The organism is Marinobacter sp. 2_MG-2023 (assembly GCF_030546935.1).
Taxonomy (GTDB): Bacteria; Pseudomonadota; Gammaproteobacteria; order Pseudomonadales; family Oleiphilaceae; genus Marinobacter.
Map to the genome: position 1 here is coordinate 209,362 of NZ_JAUOPH010000003.1, position 16,729 is coordinate 226,090.

The following is a 16,729-nucleotide window of genomic DNA, read 5'->3' on the forward strand; positions in this document are numbered from 1 at the left end:
AGGTGGCGCGTATATTAAGAAAGCCTTCCTCACCTGTCAACGCTTTTGTTGAAAAAAGAACGTTTTAATTTACAACGTCTTCAAGAGCTTTCTCGAGCCTGGGGTACTGAAACACGAACCCGCCATTGGTCAGCCTTTCAGGAACTGCCTGCTGGCCTGTCAGTAGCAGGCGCGACATTTCCCCTAGCGCCAGGTTTAGAACCGGTGCGGGTGCCGGGAATATTGCAGGGCGTTTGAGGGTAGTTGCCAGACAGCGTGTAAACTCCCGGTTTGTAACGGGGTTTGGGCTTACCACGTTGTATGCTCCCGAGGCCTCGGGTGTTTCCAGCATCCAGATAAGCGCTGCCACGACATCACTGCGGTGAATCCAGGGCATGTACTGCTGACCGTCACCGAGGCGCCCACCCAGCCCAAGCTTGAATGGCAGAATCATGCGCTGCAAAAAGCCCCCACCGGCGCCAGCCACCACGCCAGTTCTCGATAGACATACGCGCACTTGCAATGTTTCCAGCGCTAACGCAGCGTCTTCCCAGTCTTTGCATAAGCGGTGGGTAAACTCGTCATGAGGAGCGGTTTCTTCTGTTACCCGGGTTGAACCCTGGTCGCCATAAAAACCAACCGCTGAACCTGAGATCATTACCTCTGGCGGTTTTTCCCAGCTAGTGATGACTTCTGTAAGAGTCGCTGTGAGACTTATGCGGCTATCACGTAGCGCCTTTTTTCGTTGGTCAGACCAACGCTTGTCTGCGATGCCTTCTCCTGCGAGATTGATCACGGCATCGTAACCCGGGTGGGATCTCAGGCTCTCAAGGTCGGCGATAACTTCTACCTGGCCGCACACTGCGCGTACGTTATCTGCCGCTTGCCGACTTAAAACCGTCAGTCTGTAACCTCGCTTCAGCAACTCGTGGCACAGCACATGACCAATGAACCCTGTGCCACCTGTAATCAGTACGCGCTTTTCCATGGTTGTATTCCTTATTGGCCGCTGTTCTGGTCCAGTTGAAGGGTAACCACATCCTTTATGGCCTGGCCGAGAAGAGGGTTATCGCCAATCGGAGGCGAAAGATGGATGCTTGCCCCTGTAGCTTGCTCCAAGGCCTCTATCATGGCCGGTACATCCTTGCGCAGGTGCCGGCCCGCTGCCAGGAAAAGCGGTACGACAGTGAATTCAAGGGCCCCTTCGGCTACCCCGTCTTGAACGACCTGATCCAGAGATGGCTCGGCCAGTTCCATGTAAGCGATTCTGGAATTGCTGACCGCTTTGAGGGTAGGGTCTGCGAGGGCCTCGAAGGTGTCACACCAGCGTTTGTCGCTGCTGCCGTGGGCTAACAGAATAATGCGGCGGCTGTTCATAAAGCTCCTGGATACTGGAATCGAAGGTGTCTGTCGTAATTTCTTTTACTGGCGGTTATTCTCAGCGAATCCCGCCAATCAAGATAACAGGGTATATTCTAATGTTCGATTGGAAAGGCATTCTGGATTTCTGGTTCGGAGATTTTGATGAGCATGGTCTGCCCGATAGCTTCCATCGCAACCGTTGGTTTCGATCAAGTAAGAGGTTTGATCAGGAGGTCAGGCGCCGTTTTCTTTCCATGGTTCTGTTTGCATCTGAGCAGGGTCTTGATCACTGGCGCACGGAAGCTGGCGGGAGGCTTGCGGAAATCATACTGCTTGATCAGTTCTCCAGAAATATTTTCCGCGGCGGGGCGCTGGCCTTTGAGCAAGACAAGCTGGCGAACAAGCTTTGCAAGGAGGCCATGCGTAAGGGTCATGATATGGCGCTTCCTTCTATTCAAAGGGCGTTTATCTATATGCCCCTGGAGCACTCCGAGCGTCTTGAAGACCAGGCCCTTTCGGTCGAATGTTATGAGCAGCTGGTCGCGTCCTCTTCTGGTGTCCTCCGGGATTTCCTGAAAAGCTTTTTGCGCTCAGCTCAGGATCATCACGAAATCATTGAACGTTTTGGTCGGTTTCCACACAGGAATCAGGCTCTCAATCGCCCGTCTACGGAAGCTGAGCAGGAATATCTCGCCAGTGGCAGACGGTTTGGACAATAAAAAGTTTGAAAGTAGGTTGACGAAAGGGGTGGGATGCGTAAAATACGCAGCCGTTGAGAGGCAATGCCTCCAGCAGATAAGCGGGAATAGCTCAGTTGGTAGAGCGCAACCTTGCCAAGGTTGAGGTCGCGAGTTCGAATCTCGTTTCCCGCTCCAGATTCCGAAAACCCGGCCTCGAAAGAGACCGGGTTTTTTGTTTTTGGTTATACTGGCCGTCTCGTCAACATTTGCTCTGTTACGGAGATGCGTCTTGTGAAAGTCCACTCGCTCCATATCTACCCGGTCAAGTCACTTACCGGTATCCAGGTGTCGTCACTTGAAATGGATGATTTTGGTCCAAAAGGTGATCGTCGCTGGATGGTCGTTGATACAGATCGCAATTTTGTCACCCAAAGGGCCACCCCTGAGCTCGCGAAGATTACTACTTCTGTTTCTGACGCTGGCGTGAATATCCACATTCCGGGTGAGGGTGATTTCGCATTAAAGGCGACGGGTGAGGAGTTGCGAGTGTTGGTCTGGCGTGATTGGGTCAAGGCTCAAGAAGGCGAGTCCGATGCAAGTGAGGCGCTGAGCCGGTTTTGTGGCAAGGACTTACGTTTTGTTTATATGCCAGACTCGTCGTTTCGGCGTGTTGATGCGGGCCGGGTAACTGAATACCGTCGTGTAGGCTTCGCCGATGGGTTCCCTTTTCTGATTACCAGCCTGGCGTCATTGAAGGAATTGAATGGTCGCCTTGAGGTCCCGGTGGATATGCGCAGGTTCCGGCCCAACATTGTTGTTGAGGGGGCGGCTGCGTGGCAGGAGGATCGCTGGTGTGAACTTTTGATAGGAGAGCAACGGTTTTCCATTGTTAAGCCCTGTTCACGCTGTGTTCTGACAACGGTTGATCCGGACACCGGAGTTAAAGACCCAGGTTTGCAACCTTTGAGAATGCTTTCCAGTTATCGAAAAACGGTCGACGGCGTGATTTTCGGTCAGAATGCAATTAACGAATTACCGGGAGTTATCCATGTGGGTGATTCCATCACTGCTATTGAAACGGAGTAGAACGCAACGTGCCACTGTTAACGCTGGACTCGATTTCCCTGGCCTTCGGGATGCACCCTCTGCTGGATCAGGCGTCTCTCAATATCGATGCCGGAGAGCGTGTGTGTCTTCTGGGCAGGAATGGTGAAGGTAAATCAACCCTGCTCAAAATCGTCAGTGGTGAAGTTCTGCCGGATGGTGGGAAAGTGCGCCTTGAGGATGGTGCTGTTCTGGCGGTTCTGCCACAGAACCTTCCCTCTGACGATTCGAGAACGGCGTACGAGGTCGTATCCGGTGCATTTCCTGAAACAGGCCAGCTCCTGGCGGAATTTCACACGCTTACACAATCTGCAGACGAGGCAAGCCTTGATCGTATGATGAAGGTTCAGGAGCGCCTTGAGGCCCTTGATGGCTGGCGTCTTGATCAGAAGGTGACAGCAGTGCTGGCACAATATGGAATAGACCCGGACCAGCGGCTCAATACACTTTCTGGCGGCTGGCAGCGTCGAGTATTGTTGGCTCGTGCACTCGTAGGTGAGCCGGATATTCTGTTGCTGGATGAGCCCACCAACCATCTTGATGTGCCGGCGATTGCCTGGCTTGAGGAAGCGCTTGGTGCGTTTCGTGGCGCAATGCTGTTTGTCAGCCATGACCGGGCATTCATAAGGCGCATGGCAACCCGCGTTGTGGAGCTGGATCGCGGTAAACTGATCAGTTTTGCTTCTACTTATGACCGCTATCTGGAGCTCAAGGAAAAAGCCCTTGAAGAGGAAGAGCGGGAAAACGCTCTTTTCGACAAACGTCTGAAGCAAGAAGAAGCCTGGATTCGCCAGGGCATCAAAGCGCGCCGTACCCGCAATATGGGCCGGGTGAGGGCGCTTAAGGCAATGCGGGAAGAGCACCGTCAGCGCCGAGTGCGCGGTGGAACAGCAACCTTTGCAGTGGAAGATGCGGCCCGTTCAGGTAAGCTCGTGGTCGAGACTGTTGATGCTGGTTTTGCGTATCCCGACGGAACCCCGATTATCCGGGATATGAATCTTACTGTGCTTCGGGGCGACAAGATCGGCCTTGTGGGAGAAAACGGCACAGGTAAGACCACCTTGGTGCGTTTGCTTCTTGGAGATCTTGAGCCAACAGAAGGTGTCATCCGTCTCGGCACAAACCTCAAAGTTGCCTATTTTGATCAGCTTCGTGGAGAGTTGGACCTGAGTCGCAATGCCCTTGATAACCTGTCTGAAGGCCGGGAATTTATTGACATCAATGGCCAGAGTAAGCATGTCCTCGGGTATTTGCAGGAATTCCTGTTCGCGCCAGAGCGGGCTCGCTCACCCGTGAGGGTGTTTTCCGGAGGCGAGCGAGCCAGGCTTTTGTTGGCCAAACTATTCAGTAAACCCGCGAACATTCTGGTGCTCGATGAGCCAACCAACGATCTGGATGTCGAGACTCTGGAATTGCTCGAAGAGCAGCTTGCCGAGTTTGCCGGCACTGTAATCGTTATCAGTCACGATCGTGAGTTTCTGGATAATGTGGTTACTGAGACCGTTTTTCTCGATGGGTCAGGAAAGGTGCGTGAGTATGTCGGCGGCTACAGCGACTGGCGTCGCCAGGGCGGCCGTTTCCCGGCCGAGGCCAATGGTGCTCGCCCTGATCGTCATGACAAGGCTGCGAAGTCTGGTAAACAGAGTGGCTCGTCTGCAAACGAGGCGCAGAGTGTGTCTGCCTCTCAGGGTGGGGTGGCGAACAAATCCAAAACAGCGAAGCTCAGCTATAAGCTGAAGCTTGAACTTGAGCAGCTCCCGGGCCAGATAGAAGCATTGGAGCTGGAAGTTGCCCGCATTCAGGAGCGTATTTCAGCAGCTGATTTTTACTCAGGCCCTTCCGATACGGTTGCAACTACGCTGCGTGAGTTGGAGGAGACTGAGGCTCGCCTGGAAAAAGTGATTGAGCGATGGATGGAGCTTGAGGAGCAAGCGCTCAACTGAGCTAGCTGGTGATATAAAAAAGCCCGGAGCATGGTTTGCTCCGGGCTTTTTTATCATAGGGTATTCAGGCGTAGGGAGTCAGCGAATCCTAACGGCCAGAACGTCACATTCGGTTCCGTGCAATACGCCGTTGGCGGTTGAGCCAAGAAGGAGTTGAAAGCCTTTGCGGCCGTGGCTTCCCACAATCACCAAGTCGGCTTCCTGTTCCTTGACCAAACGATGTATCTCGGATTCTGGTCTGCCAACAGTCACAATCTGATTGGCGTTATCGACACCATATTCATTGCCGTACGCGGCAAGCTGTTCCCGGGCCGCTTTATCGAGCTGATCCTGAAGTTCTGTAAGATCCATCGGGATATCACCACCGTAGGCGTAACCTACCGGCTCCACAACGTGTACCAGGACCAGATTGGCACCATGTGCTTCCCTCATGGCTCTGGCTTTTTCCAGAACCTGTGGCGCCTCTTCGGTAAGATCTATGGCAACAAGCAATTTCTTGTAAGCAGACATCCCTAGCTCCTTAGTGTTCAATCTTTCTTACAGCATAATACGAGAGTCCGGTTGGGGAAAGAGCTACCGGGTTCTCAGGCATTTTGCTGAAGCAAGCCGATAGCCATGGTCAGGCTTTCAAGAATGCGTTTCGAGTACCTGTCGATCACAAAGCCTACGTTGTTCTCGTTGTAATTGACGTAAGAGCCGCGGATGAATTGCCATTTTGCCTCGACGTCATCGAGTAGGACCTTCAGCTCGCCATCGCTCTTTCCTCCGACAACCTTAGCCAGAAGTTGATCAAACTCCATTGCCTGTTCATCCAGAGGCTTTTCAGTGGATGAACCCTGAAAGGTCTGAGCTACGGATGAATTGGTGCGAACAGAATATTTAGCCATCATCTGGGCGATCTTCACTGCGCTTAATCTTGCCGCTTCAACTCGTGGGTCAGTTTCCGTCTGGGAGTTTTCTTGGGCAACCTGGTAAAGTTCAGTTGCTGTATCGTTCATGATCAGCGCCTGATTGGCCATATCGGAGACAAGACGCAAGTCTGGGTACCCGGTATTACGCACGTCATTGATGTTGTCGCGCATCAGGGCCTTGAACTTGTCAAATTCGCTGTTAAGCCCTTCAATCTGTTCACCACTCAAGATGCCGCGTGTGTTTTTTGCGAGCAGATTCATAGAGTCGTTGGCTGTGTTGATACCCGCTACTATCTCGTTCAGGGTGTCGTTGGTGCCACTACCAATAAATCGGTAGTAAGCATCCAGAGAAACGTAATTACTGACACGAAAGCTGTGGAGTTGAGACAGAAAGTCGTCAGTGTCTTGTGCCTGGGCACTTATGGATGTGAGCATTAAAAGCAAGAGTGCAGAGACCAGGCAATGGGTCCGCAGGCGGATGGTTTTCATCGGATGACTCTCCGTAATACGTTTATTATTGTGTACCAAAGTCGTAGTTGGAAGGTAAAGTAACTTCCCCGGCCAATCAAGCGGTTTTGATACTGCTGGCTCGTGGAAATGTAAATATCTTTGAAATTTGCACGATTAAGTTAAGGTATATTGTTTAAAGTAACACTTAAGCATCTGAAGTTAATAGATTTTACCTTTAGGGTGTATCGAAATTCAAAGCGGTTGGTGTGCGTTGATAAAGAAACGAATTGACAAACGTTCTGTTTTTTCTCATCGTGTGCCCTCACGATTCAAACGACTGTATGAATTTTTTGAGTCGATTAATCGGGCAGTGACCGAAATCTCGCTGCACAAAACCACTCTGGCGGATCGTCATCGAGACCTGCCAGAATTGGAAGCAGTTCCAAACACAGACTGGAGATCAGTTGATGATTTACGAAGGTAAAGCCATCACGGTTAAAGAGATCGAAGGCGGGATAGCTCAGTTGGACTTCGACTTGCAGGGCGAGTCGGTAAACAAGTTCAACCGTCTTACTATTGAAGAGCTTCACGCCGCGACTGATGCATTAAAAGCACAGAAGAAACTCAAGGGTCTGGTTGTAACCAGCTCTAAAGACAGTTTCATCGTTGGTGCCGACATTACAGAGTTTACTGACCTGTTTGCCGGTTCCGAAGAAGATCTGATTGCCAACAACCTGAAAGCCAATGCGATTTTCAGTGCGGTTGAGGATCTTCCGTTCCCTACCGTTACAGCAATCAACGGCATTGCGCTGGGCGGCGGTTTTGAAATGTGCCTCGCAACCGATTACCGGGTTATGGCGCCCAAAGCGAAAGTTGGCCTGCCAGAAGTCAAGCTGGGCATTTTCCCGGGGTTTGGTGGCACTGTTCGTTTGTCCCGTCTGGTAGGCGTGGATAATGCGGTTGAGTGGATTTGTGGCGGTACTGAAAATCGCGCGGATGCAGCCCTCAAAACCGGCGCTGTGGACGCAGTTGTCGAGCCGGCGAAACTGGTTGAAGCAGCTGTTGCAATTATTGATCAGTGCAACGAAGGCAAGCTGGATTACGAAGCGCGCCGTGAAGAGAAGAAAGGCAAGATCAAGCTGAACGCCATGGAAAGCATGATGGCGTTTGAGATTTCCAAAGCATTTGTTGGCGGTAAAGCCGGTAAAAATTATCCTGCACCGGTGGAAGCGATCAAGGTAATGCAGAAGCATGCGGGCTTGACTCGTGACAAGGCCATCGAAGTAGAAGCGAAAGGTTTTGCCAAAATGGCAAAAACCAACGTTGCTGCTTGCCTTGTGGGCTTGTTCCTGAACGATCAGGAGCTGAAGAAGAAAGCCAAGGCGTGGGAAAAAGAAGCTTCGGAAGTGAAACTGGCTGCTGTATTGGGCGCCGGAATCATGGGTGGTGGTATTGCTTATCAGTCAGCACTGAAAGGCACGCCTATCATCATGAAAGACATCAACCAGGACGGTATAGCTCTGGGCCTCAAAGAAGCCAAGAAGCAGCTGACCAAGCGTGTTGATAAAGGCCGCATGAATGCAGGGCAAATGGCTGATGTTCTCAATAGCATCACTCCGACTCTGAATTACGGTGATTTCAAGAACGTAGACCTGGTTGTTGAAGCTGTTGTTGAGAATCCCAAGGTAAAAGACGCTGTTCTGCGTGAAGTTGAAGAGATGACCCGTGATGACGCCATTCTGACGTCTAACACATCAACCATCTCTATCGACCTGCTGGCCAAGAACCTCAAACGGCCTGAAAACTTCTGCGGTATGCACTTTTTCAACCCGGTGCCTATGATGCCGCTGGTTGAAGTTATCCGTGGCAAGAAAACAAGCGATCGCGCTATTGCAACAACCGTTGCTTATGCAAAAGCAATGGGCAAGACCCCGATTGTTGTGAATGATTGCCCGGGCTTCCTGGTTAACCGTGTTCTGTTCCCGTACTTCGGTGGTTTTTCCGCTCTGGTCCGTGACGGTGCGGACTTCCAGAATATTGACAAAGTCATGGAGAAGTTCGGCTGGCCAATGGGCCCCGCGTACCTGCTTGACGTAGTTGGTATGGATACTGCCAAGCACGCCAATGAAGTAATGGCTGACGGTTTCCCGGAACGTATGAAGGCCGACTACAAGTCAGCTGTTGAAGTGATGTTCGAGAATGATCGCTACGGTCAGAAGAACGATAAAGGCTTCTACAAGTACGAACTGGATCGCAAGGGCAAGCAGAAGAAGGTTGTCGATGAAGACACCTACAAGCTGATTGAACCTGTTGTTCAGGGTAAGAACGATTTCAGTGATGAGGATATCATTGCTCGTATGATGATCCCTCTGTGCCTTGAAACTGTTCGCTGCCTGGAAGACGGCATTGTTGCAGACCCGGCTGATGCCGATATGGGTCTGATCTTCGGTATCGGCTTCCCGCCGTTCCGCGGAGGTGCGCTGCGCTATATCGATGATATGGGTGCAGACAAGTTCGTCGAACTGGCAGACAAGTTTGCAGACCTCGGTCCCCTTTACCATTCGACCGAGAAGCTGCGCGAAATGGCCAAAACTGGCGAAAAGTTCTTTGGCTAACCCTGAACGAGATTTCCGAACGGAGAAAGATCTATGAGCCTTAATCCGAGAGACGTTGTCGTCATCGATTGCGTGCGGACTCCGATGGGTCGTGCCAAGAATGGCTGTTTCCGCAATGTACGTGCGGAGACCCTGTCGGCAACGCTGATTGATGCGTTGTTCGAGCGCAATCCCAAGCTCGACCCGAAAGAAGTAGAAGATGTGATTTGGGGCTGTGTAAACCAGACCAAGGAGCAGGGGTTTAACGTGGCACGGCAGATATCACTGCTGACCCGTGTTCCTCATGAGTCTGGAGCCCAGACCGTAAACCGTCTGTGTGGTTCTGCCATGAGTGCAATCCATACTGCGGCGCAAGCCATCATGACCGGCAACGGTGATGTATTCATGGTGGGTGGTGTAGAGCACATGGGCCATGTTCCCATGACAGCGGGTTTCGATCATAACCCGGCTGCGTCCAAGTACACTGCCAAAGCCTCCAACATGATGGGCCTGACTGCCGAGATGCTGGCAAAGATGCACGGCATTACCCGTCAACAGCAGGATGAGTTCGGTGCGCGTTCGCATCGCCTTGCTCAGGAAGCTACGCTGGAAGGCCGCTTCAAGAACGAAATTGTTCCGATTGAAGGTCATGATGAAAATGGCTTCAAGACGCTGATTGAGCACGATGAGACCATTCGTCCGGAAACTACGGCGGAATCACTGGGTCAGCTCAAGCCGGCTTTTGATCCCAAGAACGGAACTGTCACTGCAGGTACGTCTTCTCAGCTGACTGACGGTGCCGCTGCAATGGTACTGATGTCTGCAGAGCGTGCCGAAGCGCTGGGGCTGAAGCCGATCGCGAAGATTCGTAGCATGGCAGTCGCTGGCTGTGATCCCGCGATCATGGGTTACGGTCCTGTGCCGGCAACCAAAAAGGCACTGAAGCGTGCAGGCCTGAAAGTCGAAGATATCGACTTCTGGGAGCTGAATGAAGCCTTTGCAGGTCAGTCTTTGCCAGTTCTGAAAGACCTGAAGCTTCTGGGTGTAATGGAAGAGAAAGTTAACCTGAACGGCGGCGCGATTGCTCTTGGCCATCCGCTGGGCTGTTCCGGTGCTCGTATCTCCACAACCCTGCTGAACGTAATGCAAGACAAAGGCGGTAAGCTTGGTGTTTCCACCATGTGTATCGGCCTGGGTCAGGGCATTGCAACGGTGTGGGAGCGTCTGTGATCCGCTAGATGGACACGGTAACGCTTTCATGGAAGGCCCGGCTCGCGCCGGGCCTTTTTGCGTTCAGGGTGGCCTAAGAGGGCGTTCCGAAAACGGGAAAAAAGCAGGATGGAAACAAAGAATGGGTTGTCTTGCTAATCCTGACACTGTAAAACAGTGAGCCTATACACAATGGCGGCTCCTATAGTTTTTCCAGCCGATTGATTTTACAGCGAGTTTACGGTCTGCTCATTTACTGACCGATTTATCGCCAAGGATACAGATCTCCGATATGGGTAAAAGTCTCGTAATTGTCGAGTCACCAGCGAAAGCGAAGACCATCAACAAGTATCTGGGCCCTGACTTCATTGTGAAGTCGAGCGTTGGGCACATTCGTGATCTTCCCGTTAGTGGCAGCGGATCCCAGTCTGACCCGAAGGAGCGCGCCAGACAGGCCGCGCTCACTCGCAAACTCAGCCCCGAAGACAAGGTTGCGCATAAAAAACGCAAGGCCCGGGAGCAGTTGGTTGCCCGTATGGGTGTAGACCCTGACAAAGACTGGAGCGCCCGTTACGAAGTTCTTCCGGGCAAGGAAAAAGTTGTCAGTGAGCTCAAACGACTCGCCAAGAATGCTGACCATATCTATCTCGCGACGGATCTTGACCGAGAGGGGGAGGCCATTGCATGGCATCTCCAACAGACCATTGGCGGTGAGCCAGAAAAATATCGTCGTGTGGTGTTTAACGAAATTACCAAGCGCGCCATTCAGGAAGCGTTCAAAGATCCAGGGCAGCTCGATACCAATCGTGTTAATGCCCAGCAGGCACGGCGCTTTCTTGACCGGGTTGTCGGTTACATGGTGTCGCCGCTGTTATGGGCTAAGCTTGCCCGAGGCCTGTCTGCGGGTCGTGTCCAGTCCGTTGCTGTGCGTTTGATTGCGGAGCGTGAGCGAGACATTCGTATATTCGTTCCAGAAGAATACTGGCAGTTGTTTGCCGGCCTTGGTGCCGAGAACAGTGCTCAACCTGTTCGTTTTGAGGTTACGCGGTATAACGATAAACCCTATCGCCCGATTAACGAACAGCAAAGTACTGAGCACGTAGAGCGCCTGAAATCCGGCAGCTTTAAAGTGGCCAAGCGGGAAGATAAGCCAACCAGATCCCGCCCTGGCGCTCCGTTTATTACATCGACGTTGCAGCAGGCGGCGAGTAATCGAATGGGGTTCAGCGTCAAGAAAACCATGATGCTGGCACAGCGGTTGTACGAAGCCGGTTATATCACCTACATGCGTACGGATTCGACGAACCTGAGCCAGGACGCCATCAATAGCTGCCGTGATTATATTCAGGACCAGTTCGGTGACCGGTATCTGCCTGAGAAGCCCAAACTTTATGGTAGTAAAGAGGGTGCTCAGGAGGCTCACGAAGCCATCCGTCCAACAGAAGTCACCCGTCAGTCCGCGGCTATCAGTGGCCTGGAGAAGGATGCGGAGAAACTTTACGAACTGATCTGGCGTCAGTTCGTGGCGTGTCAGATGTCAGAAGCAGAGTTTCTCAGTACCTCGATCGTGGTTGCCAACGGTGATTACGAGCTGCGTACACGCGGCCGCATTATCAAATTTGATGGTTTCCTCAAGGTTGCCCCGCAATCGGCTAAAAAAGAAGAAGATGTGGCCCTGCCTGACATCAAGTTAGGGGAGGCGCTGAGCCTCGAAAAACTTGAGCCCAGTCAGCACTTCACTAAGCCGGCACCGCGTTATACTGAGGCTAGCCTGGTAAAAGAACTGGAAAAGCAGGGTATCGGTCGTCCATCAACTTATGCGTCGATCATCTCGACCATTCAGGATCGGGGCTATGTTCGCCTTCAGAACCGGCGCTTTTACGCTGAAAAAATGGGTGAGATTGTCACCGAGCGTCTTTGTGAATCGTTTTCCAACCTGATGGATTTCGATTTTACCGCGAAGATGGAGGGCGATCTGGATCACATTGCCGAAGGTGATGTGGACTGGAAGAAGGTTCTTAACGATTTTTATGCGAGATTCCGTTCGCAGCTTGAATCTGCCGAGGGTGCAGACGGTGAGGGCGGTATGCGCCCGAATGATCCGACGGAAACCAGTATTCCGTGCCCCACGTGTGGACGCAATATGCAGATTCGGGTGGCCAGCACCGGTGTATTCCTGGGTTGTTCGGGCTATTCGCTACCGCCGAAGGAGCGTTGCAAAACCACCATTAACCTGGTTTCGGGTGATGAAGTTGTCAGTGCGGACGATGATGTGGAAGGCGAGGGTGAAACCCGCCTGCTGCGCAAGAAGCGGCGGTGTCCCATCTGTTCTACAGCCATGGATAGCTACCTTGTGGATGAAACCCACAAGCTCCACGTTTGCGGCAATAATCCTGATTGTTCCGGTTATGAGGTAGAAGAGGGTACGTTCCGCATAAAAGGATACGACGGGCCGACCCTGGAATGCGATAAATGCGGCTCCGAAATGCAGCTGAAAACAGGTCGATTCGGCAAGTATTTCGGTTGTATGAGCGACACCTGTAAAAACACTCGTAAGCTTTTGAAGAACGGGGAGCCCGCGCCACCCAAAATGGACCCGGTACCAATGCCTGAGCTGCAATGCCAGAAGGTGGATGACACCTATGTATTGCGTGATGGGGCATCCGGAATGTTTTTGGCGGCCAGTAAATTTCCGAAAAACCGTGAAACCCGGCCGCCGCTCGTTATGGAGATCAAGCCGCACCGTAAGGAAATCGATCCGAAGCACGATTACCTGATGGAGGCACCTGAGCGTGATCCGGAGGGCAATCCTACGGTCATTCGCTACAGTCGCAAGACCAAAGAACAGTATGTTATGTCGGAAAAAGACGGCAAAGCTACCGGCTGGTCTGCATGGTATGTGAATGGGAAGTGGCAGCCCCGCGAGAAATAATCAGGGCAGAGTGCTCAAGATAAGAAAAGGGGTCAGAATGGTTGTTCTGACCCCTTTTTTATTTGGCAAATTTATTTGCGCTTATCTGAATTTTCTCAGTCGTTGAATCAGTGAAGACGTGTCCCAGCGTTTACCACCCATCTCCTGAACATCACCATAGAATTGGTCTACCAGTGCCGTAACCGGCAGTGAGGCGTTGATTTTACGCGCTTCGTCCAGGCAAATCCCCAGATCCTTACGCATCCAGTCGACGGCAAACCCATGATCAAATTCACCGTCAATCATGGTTCCTGATCGATTTTCCATCTGCCAGGACTGGGCGGCTCCTTTAGAGATTACATCGACAACCTTCTTGACGTCGAGGTTTGCCTGTTCGGCGAAGTGCAGTGCTTCAGATAGCCCTTGAACCAGGCCTGCAATGGCAATTTGGTTGACCATTTTGGTTTTCTGGCCACTGCCAGCCGGGCCCATCAGATTGAGGGCTTTGGAATAATGCTGGAGCAAGGGTTCGGCTTTGGCGTAATCCGGTTCAGATCCGCCGCACATTATGGTGAGCTGTCCATTTTGCGCGCCTTGCTGGCCCCCTGACACAGGTGCGTCAATAAATGCCATGCCGGCTTTCTGAGCCGAATTGGCGAGTCTTTCGGCTACTCCGGCTGATGCGGTTGTGTGATCAACCAGAATGGCTCCAGAGCGCGCATGCGCCAGAATGCCGTCCTCACCTTCATAAACCGCAATGAGATCTTTGTCTGCGCCCACGCAGGTCATAACAAAATCGGCCCCTTTAACGGCCTCTGCAATCGTTTGACAGGCGGTTCCCGGATATTCCTTTGCCCATTGTTCGCTTTTTTGTGCTGAGCGGTTCCATACGCGGACGGTGAGGCCTGCTTTTGCAAGGTGGCCTGCCATCGGGTAGCCCATAACGCCAAGGCCGATAAAGGTTGCGGTAGTCATTCCTGTCTCCTCTTTGAGTTATGGAGCTTAAGTTAGCACAGAGTTAAAGGGTTGCCTGAGCAAAAGCTGTATTTGTTGCGGACGAAAAAAAAGGCCGCTGAGTCAGCGGCCTTTGGGTTTTCAGGGCAGTCAGAATTTACCCTTTCGGATAATCCCTTGCCGGGAAACCGGTATAAAGCTGGCGCGGACGGCCAATACGGTAGTCGCCGCTGACCATTTCGTTCCAATGGGAGAACCAGCCAATAGTCCGTGACATGGCAAAAATTACCGTGAACATGGATGTTGGAATTCCGATTGCCTTAAGGATCAGGCCGGAATAGAAGTCCACGTTCGGGTACAGTTTGCGCTGAACAAAGTACTCATCTTCAAGCGCAATCTGCTCGAGACGTTGGGCGATTCTCAGAAGTGGATCATTTTCGAGTCCAAGCTCGCTCAGTACTTCGTGAGCTGTTTCGGCCATTACTTTGGCGCGCGGATCGAAGTTCTTGTAAACGCGGTGACCAAAGCCCATCAGGCGGAAGGGGTCGTCCTTGTCTTTTGCTTTGGCGATGAAGGTATCAATGTTTGCTTCGTCACCGATTTCTGCAAGCATGTCCAGAACGGCTTCGTTAGCGCCGCCGTGAGCTGGGCCCCAGAGTGCTGCAATACCAGAGGCTATGCAGGCATAGGGGTTGGCGCCAGAAGAGCCAGCCAGCCGCACAGTCGAAGTGGATGCGTTCTGCTCATGGTCTGCATGCAGAATGAAGATCTTGTCCATGGCTTTCGCCAGAATCGGGTTTGGCTTGTAGTCTTCGCAGGGCGTTCCGAACATCATCTGCAGGAAGTTTTCCGCATACGACATGTCGTTGCGCGGATACATGAACGGCTCGCCTTTGGAATACTTGTAGCACCAGGCTGCAATCGTTGGCATCTTCGCGATCAAACGATGGGCCGTAATGTCACGCTGTTTGGGGTCCGTGACATCCATCTGGTCATGGTAGAACGCGGACAGGGCACCAACAACACCGCACATGATGGCCATCGGATGCGCGTCCCGGCGGAAGCCGTTGAAGAAATTGCGCATCTGGTCATGCAGCATGGTGTGCTTTTTGATGGTCTCGTGGAACTGCTTGTTGTCTGCGGCAGTTGGCAGTTCACCTTTCAGCAACAGGTAGCAGACTTCAAGGTAATCTGAATGATCTGCAAGCTGCTCGATTGGATAACCCCGGTGCAGGAGAACGCCCTTATCACCATCAATATAAGTGATGGCCGACTCGCAGGCGGCTGTTGAAACAAACCCCGGGTCGTAAGTAAAAACACCTTGCTGGACTAGGCCTCGTACGTCGATGACGTCAGGGCCAACTGTGCCGGAGTAAACCGGTAGCTCAATGGACTTGTCCCCCACCGAGAGCGTGGCTTTCCTGTCGGTCATAGTGCTCTCCTGTTTATCAGCTTTTGCAGCATGGGCTGCCTTTATAGTTGCGCAAGAAGGCGCGTATTATCGCAAAACTGGCGGCAAAATATAGGGCGTAGGCTTTTTTTGTCAATGAAAGAGTGGGGAAACCTTTCGATCTAGTCCTTTTTGTAAATCAGGGATATCACGAATAACGTGACTTCCGACCAGAAAAAACGTTTGTCAATACGCCTTATAGCTTGTGCCCTTGCGGTTTCTTCGTTGCTTTTGCATGGGTTGCGCGTTTGTAATTATACGGGCGCCTCCTTATAATCCCTAGCCCAGAATCGGGGATGCATCTTCTTCGTGTACGCTTGTTCGTAGCAAGCTACCTGATAGGTGTCCGCCCTCCTGAGCCAATCGACTGTCGGTTCCGTATCCTTCATTCGATCCTTACATACCAACCATCCGCCACCGGTTCGCCGGCTTCGCGGTACTAGAAAGAGAGTGTGAGAGCGCTGTGAATAGCAAACGACCAGTAAATCTCGATCTCGGCAAGTTTCATTTTCCACTGCCAGCCATTACGTCCATATTGCACCGCGTAAGCGGCATCATCATTTTTGTTGGTGTTGCGTTCATGCTTTACGGACTTCAGCTTTCCCTTTCCGGGCAAGAAGGCTTCAGTCAGGTTAGTGAATTGCTGAACAGCTTCCTGGCAAAGCTGATTATCTGGGGCATTCTGTCTGCTCTGCTTTATCATCTTGTTGCGGGTATCAAGCATCTGCTCATGGATATGGGTATCGGTGAAGAGCTGGAAAGCGGGCGTGCAGCCGCGAAAATCACAATTGCAGTTTCCGTCATCCTCATTGTTCTGGCAGGAGTCTGGGTATGGGCATGAATAGTGTGACCAACATTGGCCGTAACGGAATCCAGGACTGGATCATCCAGCGTGTTTCTGCCTACGTATTAGCTTTTTATACGCTGTTTTTGCTCGGCTTTTTCGTGACAACAGATGTGGATTACCAGTCATGGTCGGCGTTGTTTGATCAGGCATGGTTCAAAGTCTTCACATTGTTGGCGCTGCTTTCGATCGGTGCGCATGCCTGGGTCGGGCTTTGGACAGTATCTACCGACTACATCAAATCCGCGATGCAGCGTTTTCTCTTTCAGGCGGCATGCATTCTCGTGATTTTCGTGTATGTGGTCTGGGGCATTCAGATTATTTGGGGGCTTTAATAG

Annotated in this window: 14 protein-coding genes and 1 tRNA gene; 9 read left to right on the forward strand and 6 right to left on the reverse strand. The window is 51.9% G+C overall.

Going from position 1 to position 16,729, the window contains the following annotated elements; all coding sequences use genetic code 11:
- Positions 1 to 64: 64 nt before the first annotated feature.
- Together Q4501_RS08295 and Q4501_RS08300 are read right to left on the reverse strand one after the other, a co-directional pair.
- On the reverse strand, positions 65 to 967 hold the full coding sequence (locus Q4501_RS08295; protein ID WP_303595752.1) for a TIGR01777 family oxidoreductase: 903 nt from the start codon (positions 965 to 967) through the stop codon (positions 65 to 67).
- 11 nt (positions 968 to 978) lie between these two features.
- Positions 979 to 1,356 carry a sirohydrochlorin chelatase gene (locus tag Q4501_RS08300; RefSeq protein WP_303595753.1) on the reverse strand — a complete coding sequence of 126 codons (378 nt, stop codon included), beginning with the start codon at positions 1,354 to 1,356 and terminating at the stop codon, positions 979 to 981.
- Positions 1,357 to 1,457: 101 nt separating this feature from the next.
- Between Q4501_RS08300 and Q4501_RS08305 the strand changes: the two genes are divergently transcribed.
- The 4 genes from Q4501_RS08305 (at position 1,458) to Q4501_RS08320 (ending at position 5,068) form a co-directional block, all read left to right on the forward strand.
- Positions 1,458 to 2,060 carry a DUF924 family protein gene (locus Q4501_RS08305; protein ID WP_303595754.1) on the forward strand — a complete coding sequence of 201 codons (603 nt, stop codon included), beginning with the start codon at positions 1,458 to 1,460 and terminating at the stop codon, positions 2,058 to 2,060.
- An 80-nt stretch (positions 2,061 to 2,140) separates the two neighbouring features.
- A tRNA-Gly gene (locus Q4501_RS08310) sits at positions 2,141 to 2,216 on the forward strand.
- 87 nt (positions 2,217 to 2,303) lie between these two features.
- Positions 2,304 to 3,107, forward strand: coding sequence for an MOSC domain-containing protein (locus tag Q4501_RS08315; RefSeq protein ID WP_368497365.1), 804 nt, complete (start codon positions 2,304 to 2,306; stop codon positions 3,105 to 3,107).
- An 8-nt stretch (positions 3,108 to 3,115) separates the two neighbouring features.
- Positions 3,116 to 5,068 carry an ATP-binding cassette domain-containing protein gene (locus tag Q4501_RS08320; protein ID WP_303595756.1) on the forward strand — a complete coding sequence of 651 codons (1,953 nt, stop codon included), beginning with the start codon at positions 3,116 to 3,118 and terminating at the stop codon, positions 5,066 to 5,068.
- A gap of 78 nt (positions 5,069 to 5,146) precedes the next feature.
- On the opposite strand, the gene Q4501_RS08325 is transcribed toward Q4501_RS08320, so the two are convergent.
- Both Q4501_RS08325 and Q4501_RS08330 read right to left on the reverse strand, forming a co-directional pair.
- Complete coding sequence (locus Q4501_RS08325; RefSeq protein WP_303595757.1) at positions 5,147 to 5,578, reverse strand: universal stress protein; 432 nt, start codon at positions 5,576 to 5,578, stop codon at positions 5,147 to 5,149.
- Between the two features lie 74 nt (positions 5,579 to 5,652).
- Entirely contained in the window at positions 5,653 to 6,468 is an 816-nt protein-coding gene (locus Q4501_RS08330; protein WP_303595758.1) for a hypothetical protein, read from the reverse strand.
- A gap of 428 nt (positions 6,469 to 6,896) precedes the next feature.
- On the opposite strand from Q4501_RS08330, the gene fadB reads away from it, so the two are divergent.
- The 3 genes from fadB to topA all read left to right on the forward strand — a co-directional run bounded on the left by fadB (position 6,897) and on the right by topA (position 13,164).
- Positions 6,897 to 9,044, forward strand: a complete 2,148-nt coding sequence (gene fadB, locus Q4501_RS08335; RefSeq protein ID WP_303595759.1) for a fatty acid oxidation complex subunit alpha FadB — start codon at positions 6,897 to 6,899, stop codon at positions 9,042 to 9,044.
- A gap of 33 nt (positions 9,045 to 9,077) precedes the next feature.
- Complete coding sequence (gene fadA / locus Q4501_RS08340) at positions 9,078 to 10,253, forward strand: acetyl-CoA C-acyltransferase FadA (RefSeq protein ID WP_303595760.1); 1,176 nt, start codon at positions 9,078 to 9,080, stop codon at positions 10,251 to 10,253.
- A gap of 271 nt (positions 10,254 to 10,524) precedes the next feature.
- Positions 10,525 to 13,164, forward strand: a complete 2,640-nt coding sequence (gene topA, locus Q4501_RS08345) for a type I DNA topoisomerase (RefSeq protein WP_303595761.1) — start codon at positions 10,525 to 10,527, stop codon at positions 13,162 to 13,164.
- A gap of 81 nt (positions 13,165 to 13,245) precedes the next feature.
- Here topA and Q4501_RS08350 read toward each other — a convergent pair whose 3' ends face one another.
- Both Q4501_RS08350 and gltA read right to left on the reverse strand, forming a co-directional pair.
- Entirely contained in the window at positions 13,246 to 14,118 is an 873-nt protein-coding gene (locus Q4501_RS08350; RefSeq protein WP_303595762.1) for an NAD(P)-dependent oxidoreductase, read from the reverse strand.
- A 136-nt stretch (positions 14,119 to 14,254) separates the two neighbouring features.
- Positions 14,255 to 15,529: a citrate synthase gene (gene gltA, locus Q4501_RS08355; protein ID WP_303595763.1), complete on the reverse strand. Its 1,275-nt coding sequence runs from the start codon at positions 15,527 to 15,529 to the stop codon at positions 14,255 to 14,257.
- A gap of 481 nt (positions 15,530 to 16,010) precedes the next feature.
- On the opposite strand from gltA, the gene sdhC reads away from it, so the two are divergent.
- Positions 16,011 to 16,388 (forward strand): succinate dehydrogenase, cytochrome b556 subunit, encoded by a 378-nt coding sequence (gene sdhC, locus Q4501_RS08360; RefSeq protein ID WP_303595764.1) that lies wholly within the window; start codon positions 16,011 to 16,013, stop codon positions 16,386 to 16,388.
- Positions 16,379 to 16,726 carry a succinate dehydrogenase, hydrophobic membrane anchor protein gene (gene sdhD / locus Q4501_RS08365; RefSeq protein WP_303595765.1) on the forward strand — a complete coding sequence of 116 codons (348 nt, stop codon included), beginning with the start codon at positions 16,379 to 16,381 and terminating at the stop codon, positions 16,724 to 16,726. The genes sdhC and sdhD overlap by 10 nt, the downstream gene beginning before the upstream one ends.
- Positions 16,727 to 16,729 lie beyond the last annotated feature (3 nt).

Coding starts and splice junctions, on each gene's coding strand:
- gltA (WP_303595763.1), bottom strand. CDS start 15,529: ATGACCGACAGGAAAGCCACGCTCTCGGTGGGGGACAAGTCCATTGAG.
- Q4501_RS08350 (WP_303595762.1), bottom strand. CDS start 14,118: ATGACTACCGCAACCTTTATCGGCCTTGGCGTTATGGGCTACCCGATG.
- topA (WP_303595761.1), top strand. CDS start 10,525: ATGGGTAAAAGTCTCGTAATTGTCGAGTCACCAGCGAAAGCGAAGACC.
- Q4501_RS08325 (WP_303595757.1), bottom strand. CDS start 5,578: ATGTCTGCTTACAAGAAATTGCTTGTTGCCATAGATCTTACCGAAGAG.
- fadA (WP_303595760.1), top strand. CDS start 9,078: ATGAGCCTTAATCCGAGAGACGTTGTCGTCATCGATTGCGTGCGGACT.
- Q4501_RS08305 (WP_303595754.1), top strand. CDS start 1,458: ATGTTCGATTGGAAAGGCATTCTGGATTTCTGGTTCGGAGATTTTGAT.
- sdhD (WP_303595765.1), top strand. CDS start 16,379: ATGGGCATGAATAGTGTGACCAACATTGGCCGTAACGGAATCCAGGAC.
- fadB (WP_303595759.1), top strand. CDS start 6,897: ATGATTTACGAAGGTAAAGCCATCACGGTTAAAGAGATCGAAGGCGGG.
- Q4501_RS08295 (WP_303595752.1), bottom strand. CDS start 967: ATGGAAAAGCGCGTACTGATTACAGGTGGCACAGGGTTCATTGGTCAT.
- Q4501_RS08300 (WP_303595753.1), bottom strand. CDS start 1,356: ATGAACAGCCGCCGCATTATTCTGTTAGCCCACGGCAGCAGCGACAAA.
- Q4501_RS08315 (WP_368497365.1), top strand. CDS start 2,304: ATGCGTCTTGTGAAAGTCCACTCGCTCCATATCTACCCGGTCAAGTCA.
- Q4501_RS08330 (WP_303595758.1), bottom strand. CDS start 6,468: ATGAAAACCATCCGCCTGCGGACCCATTGCCTGGTCTCTGCACTCTTG.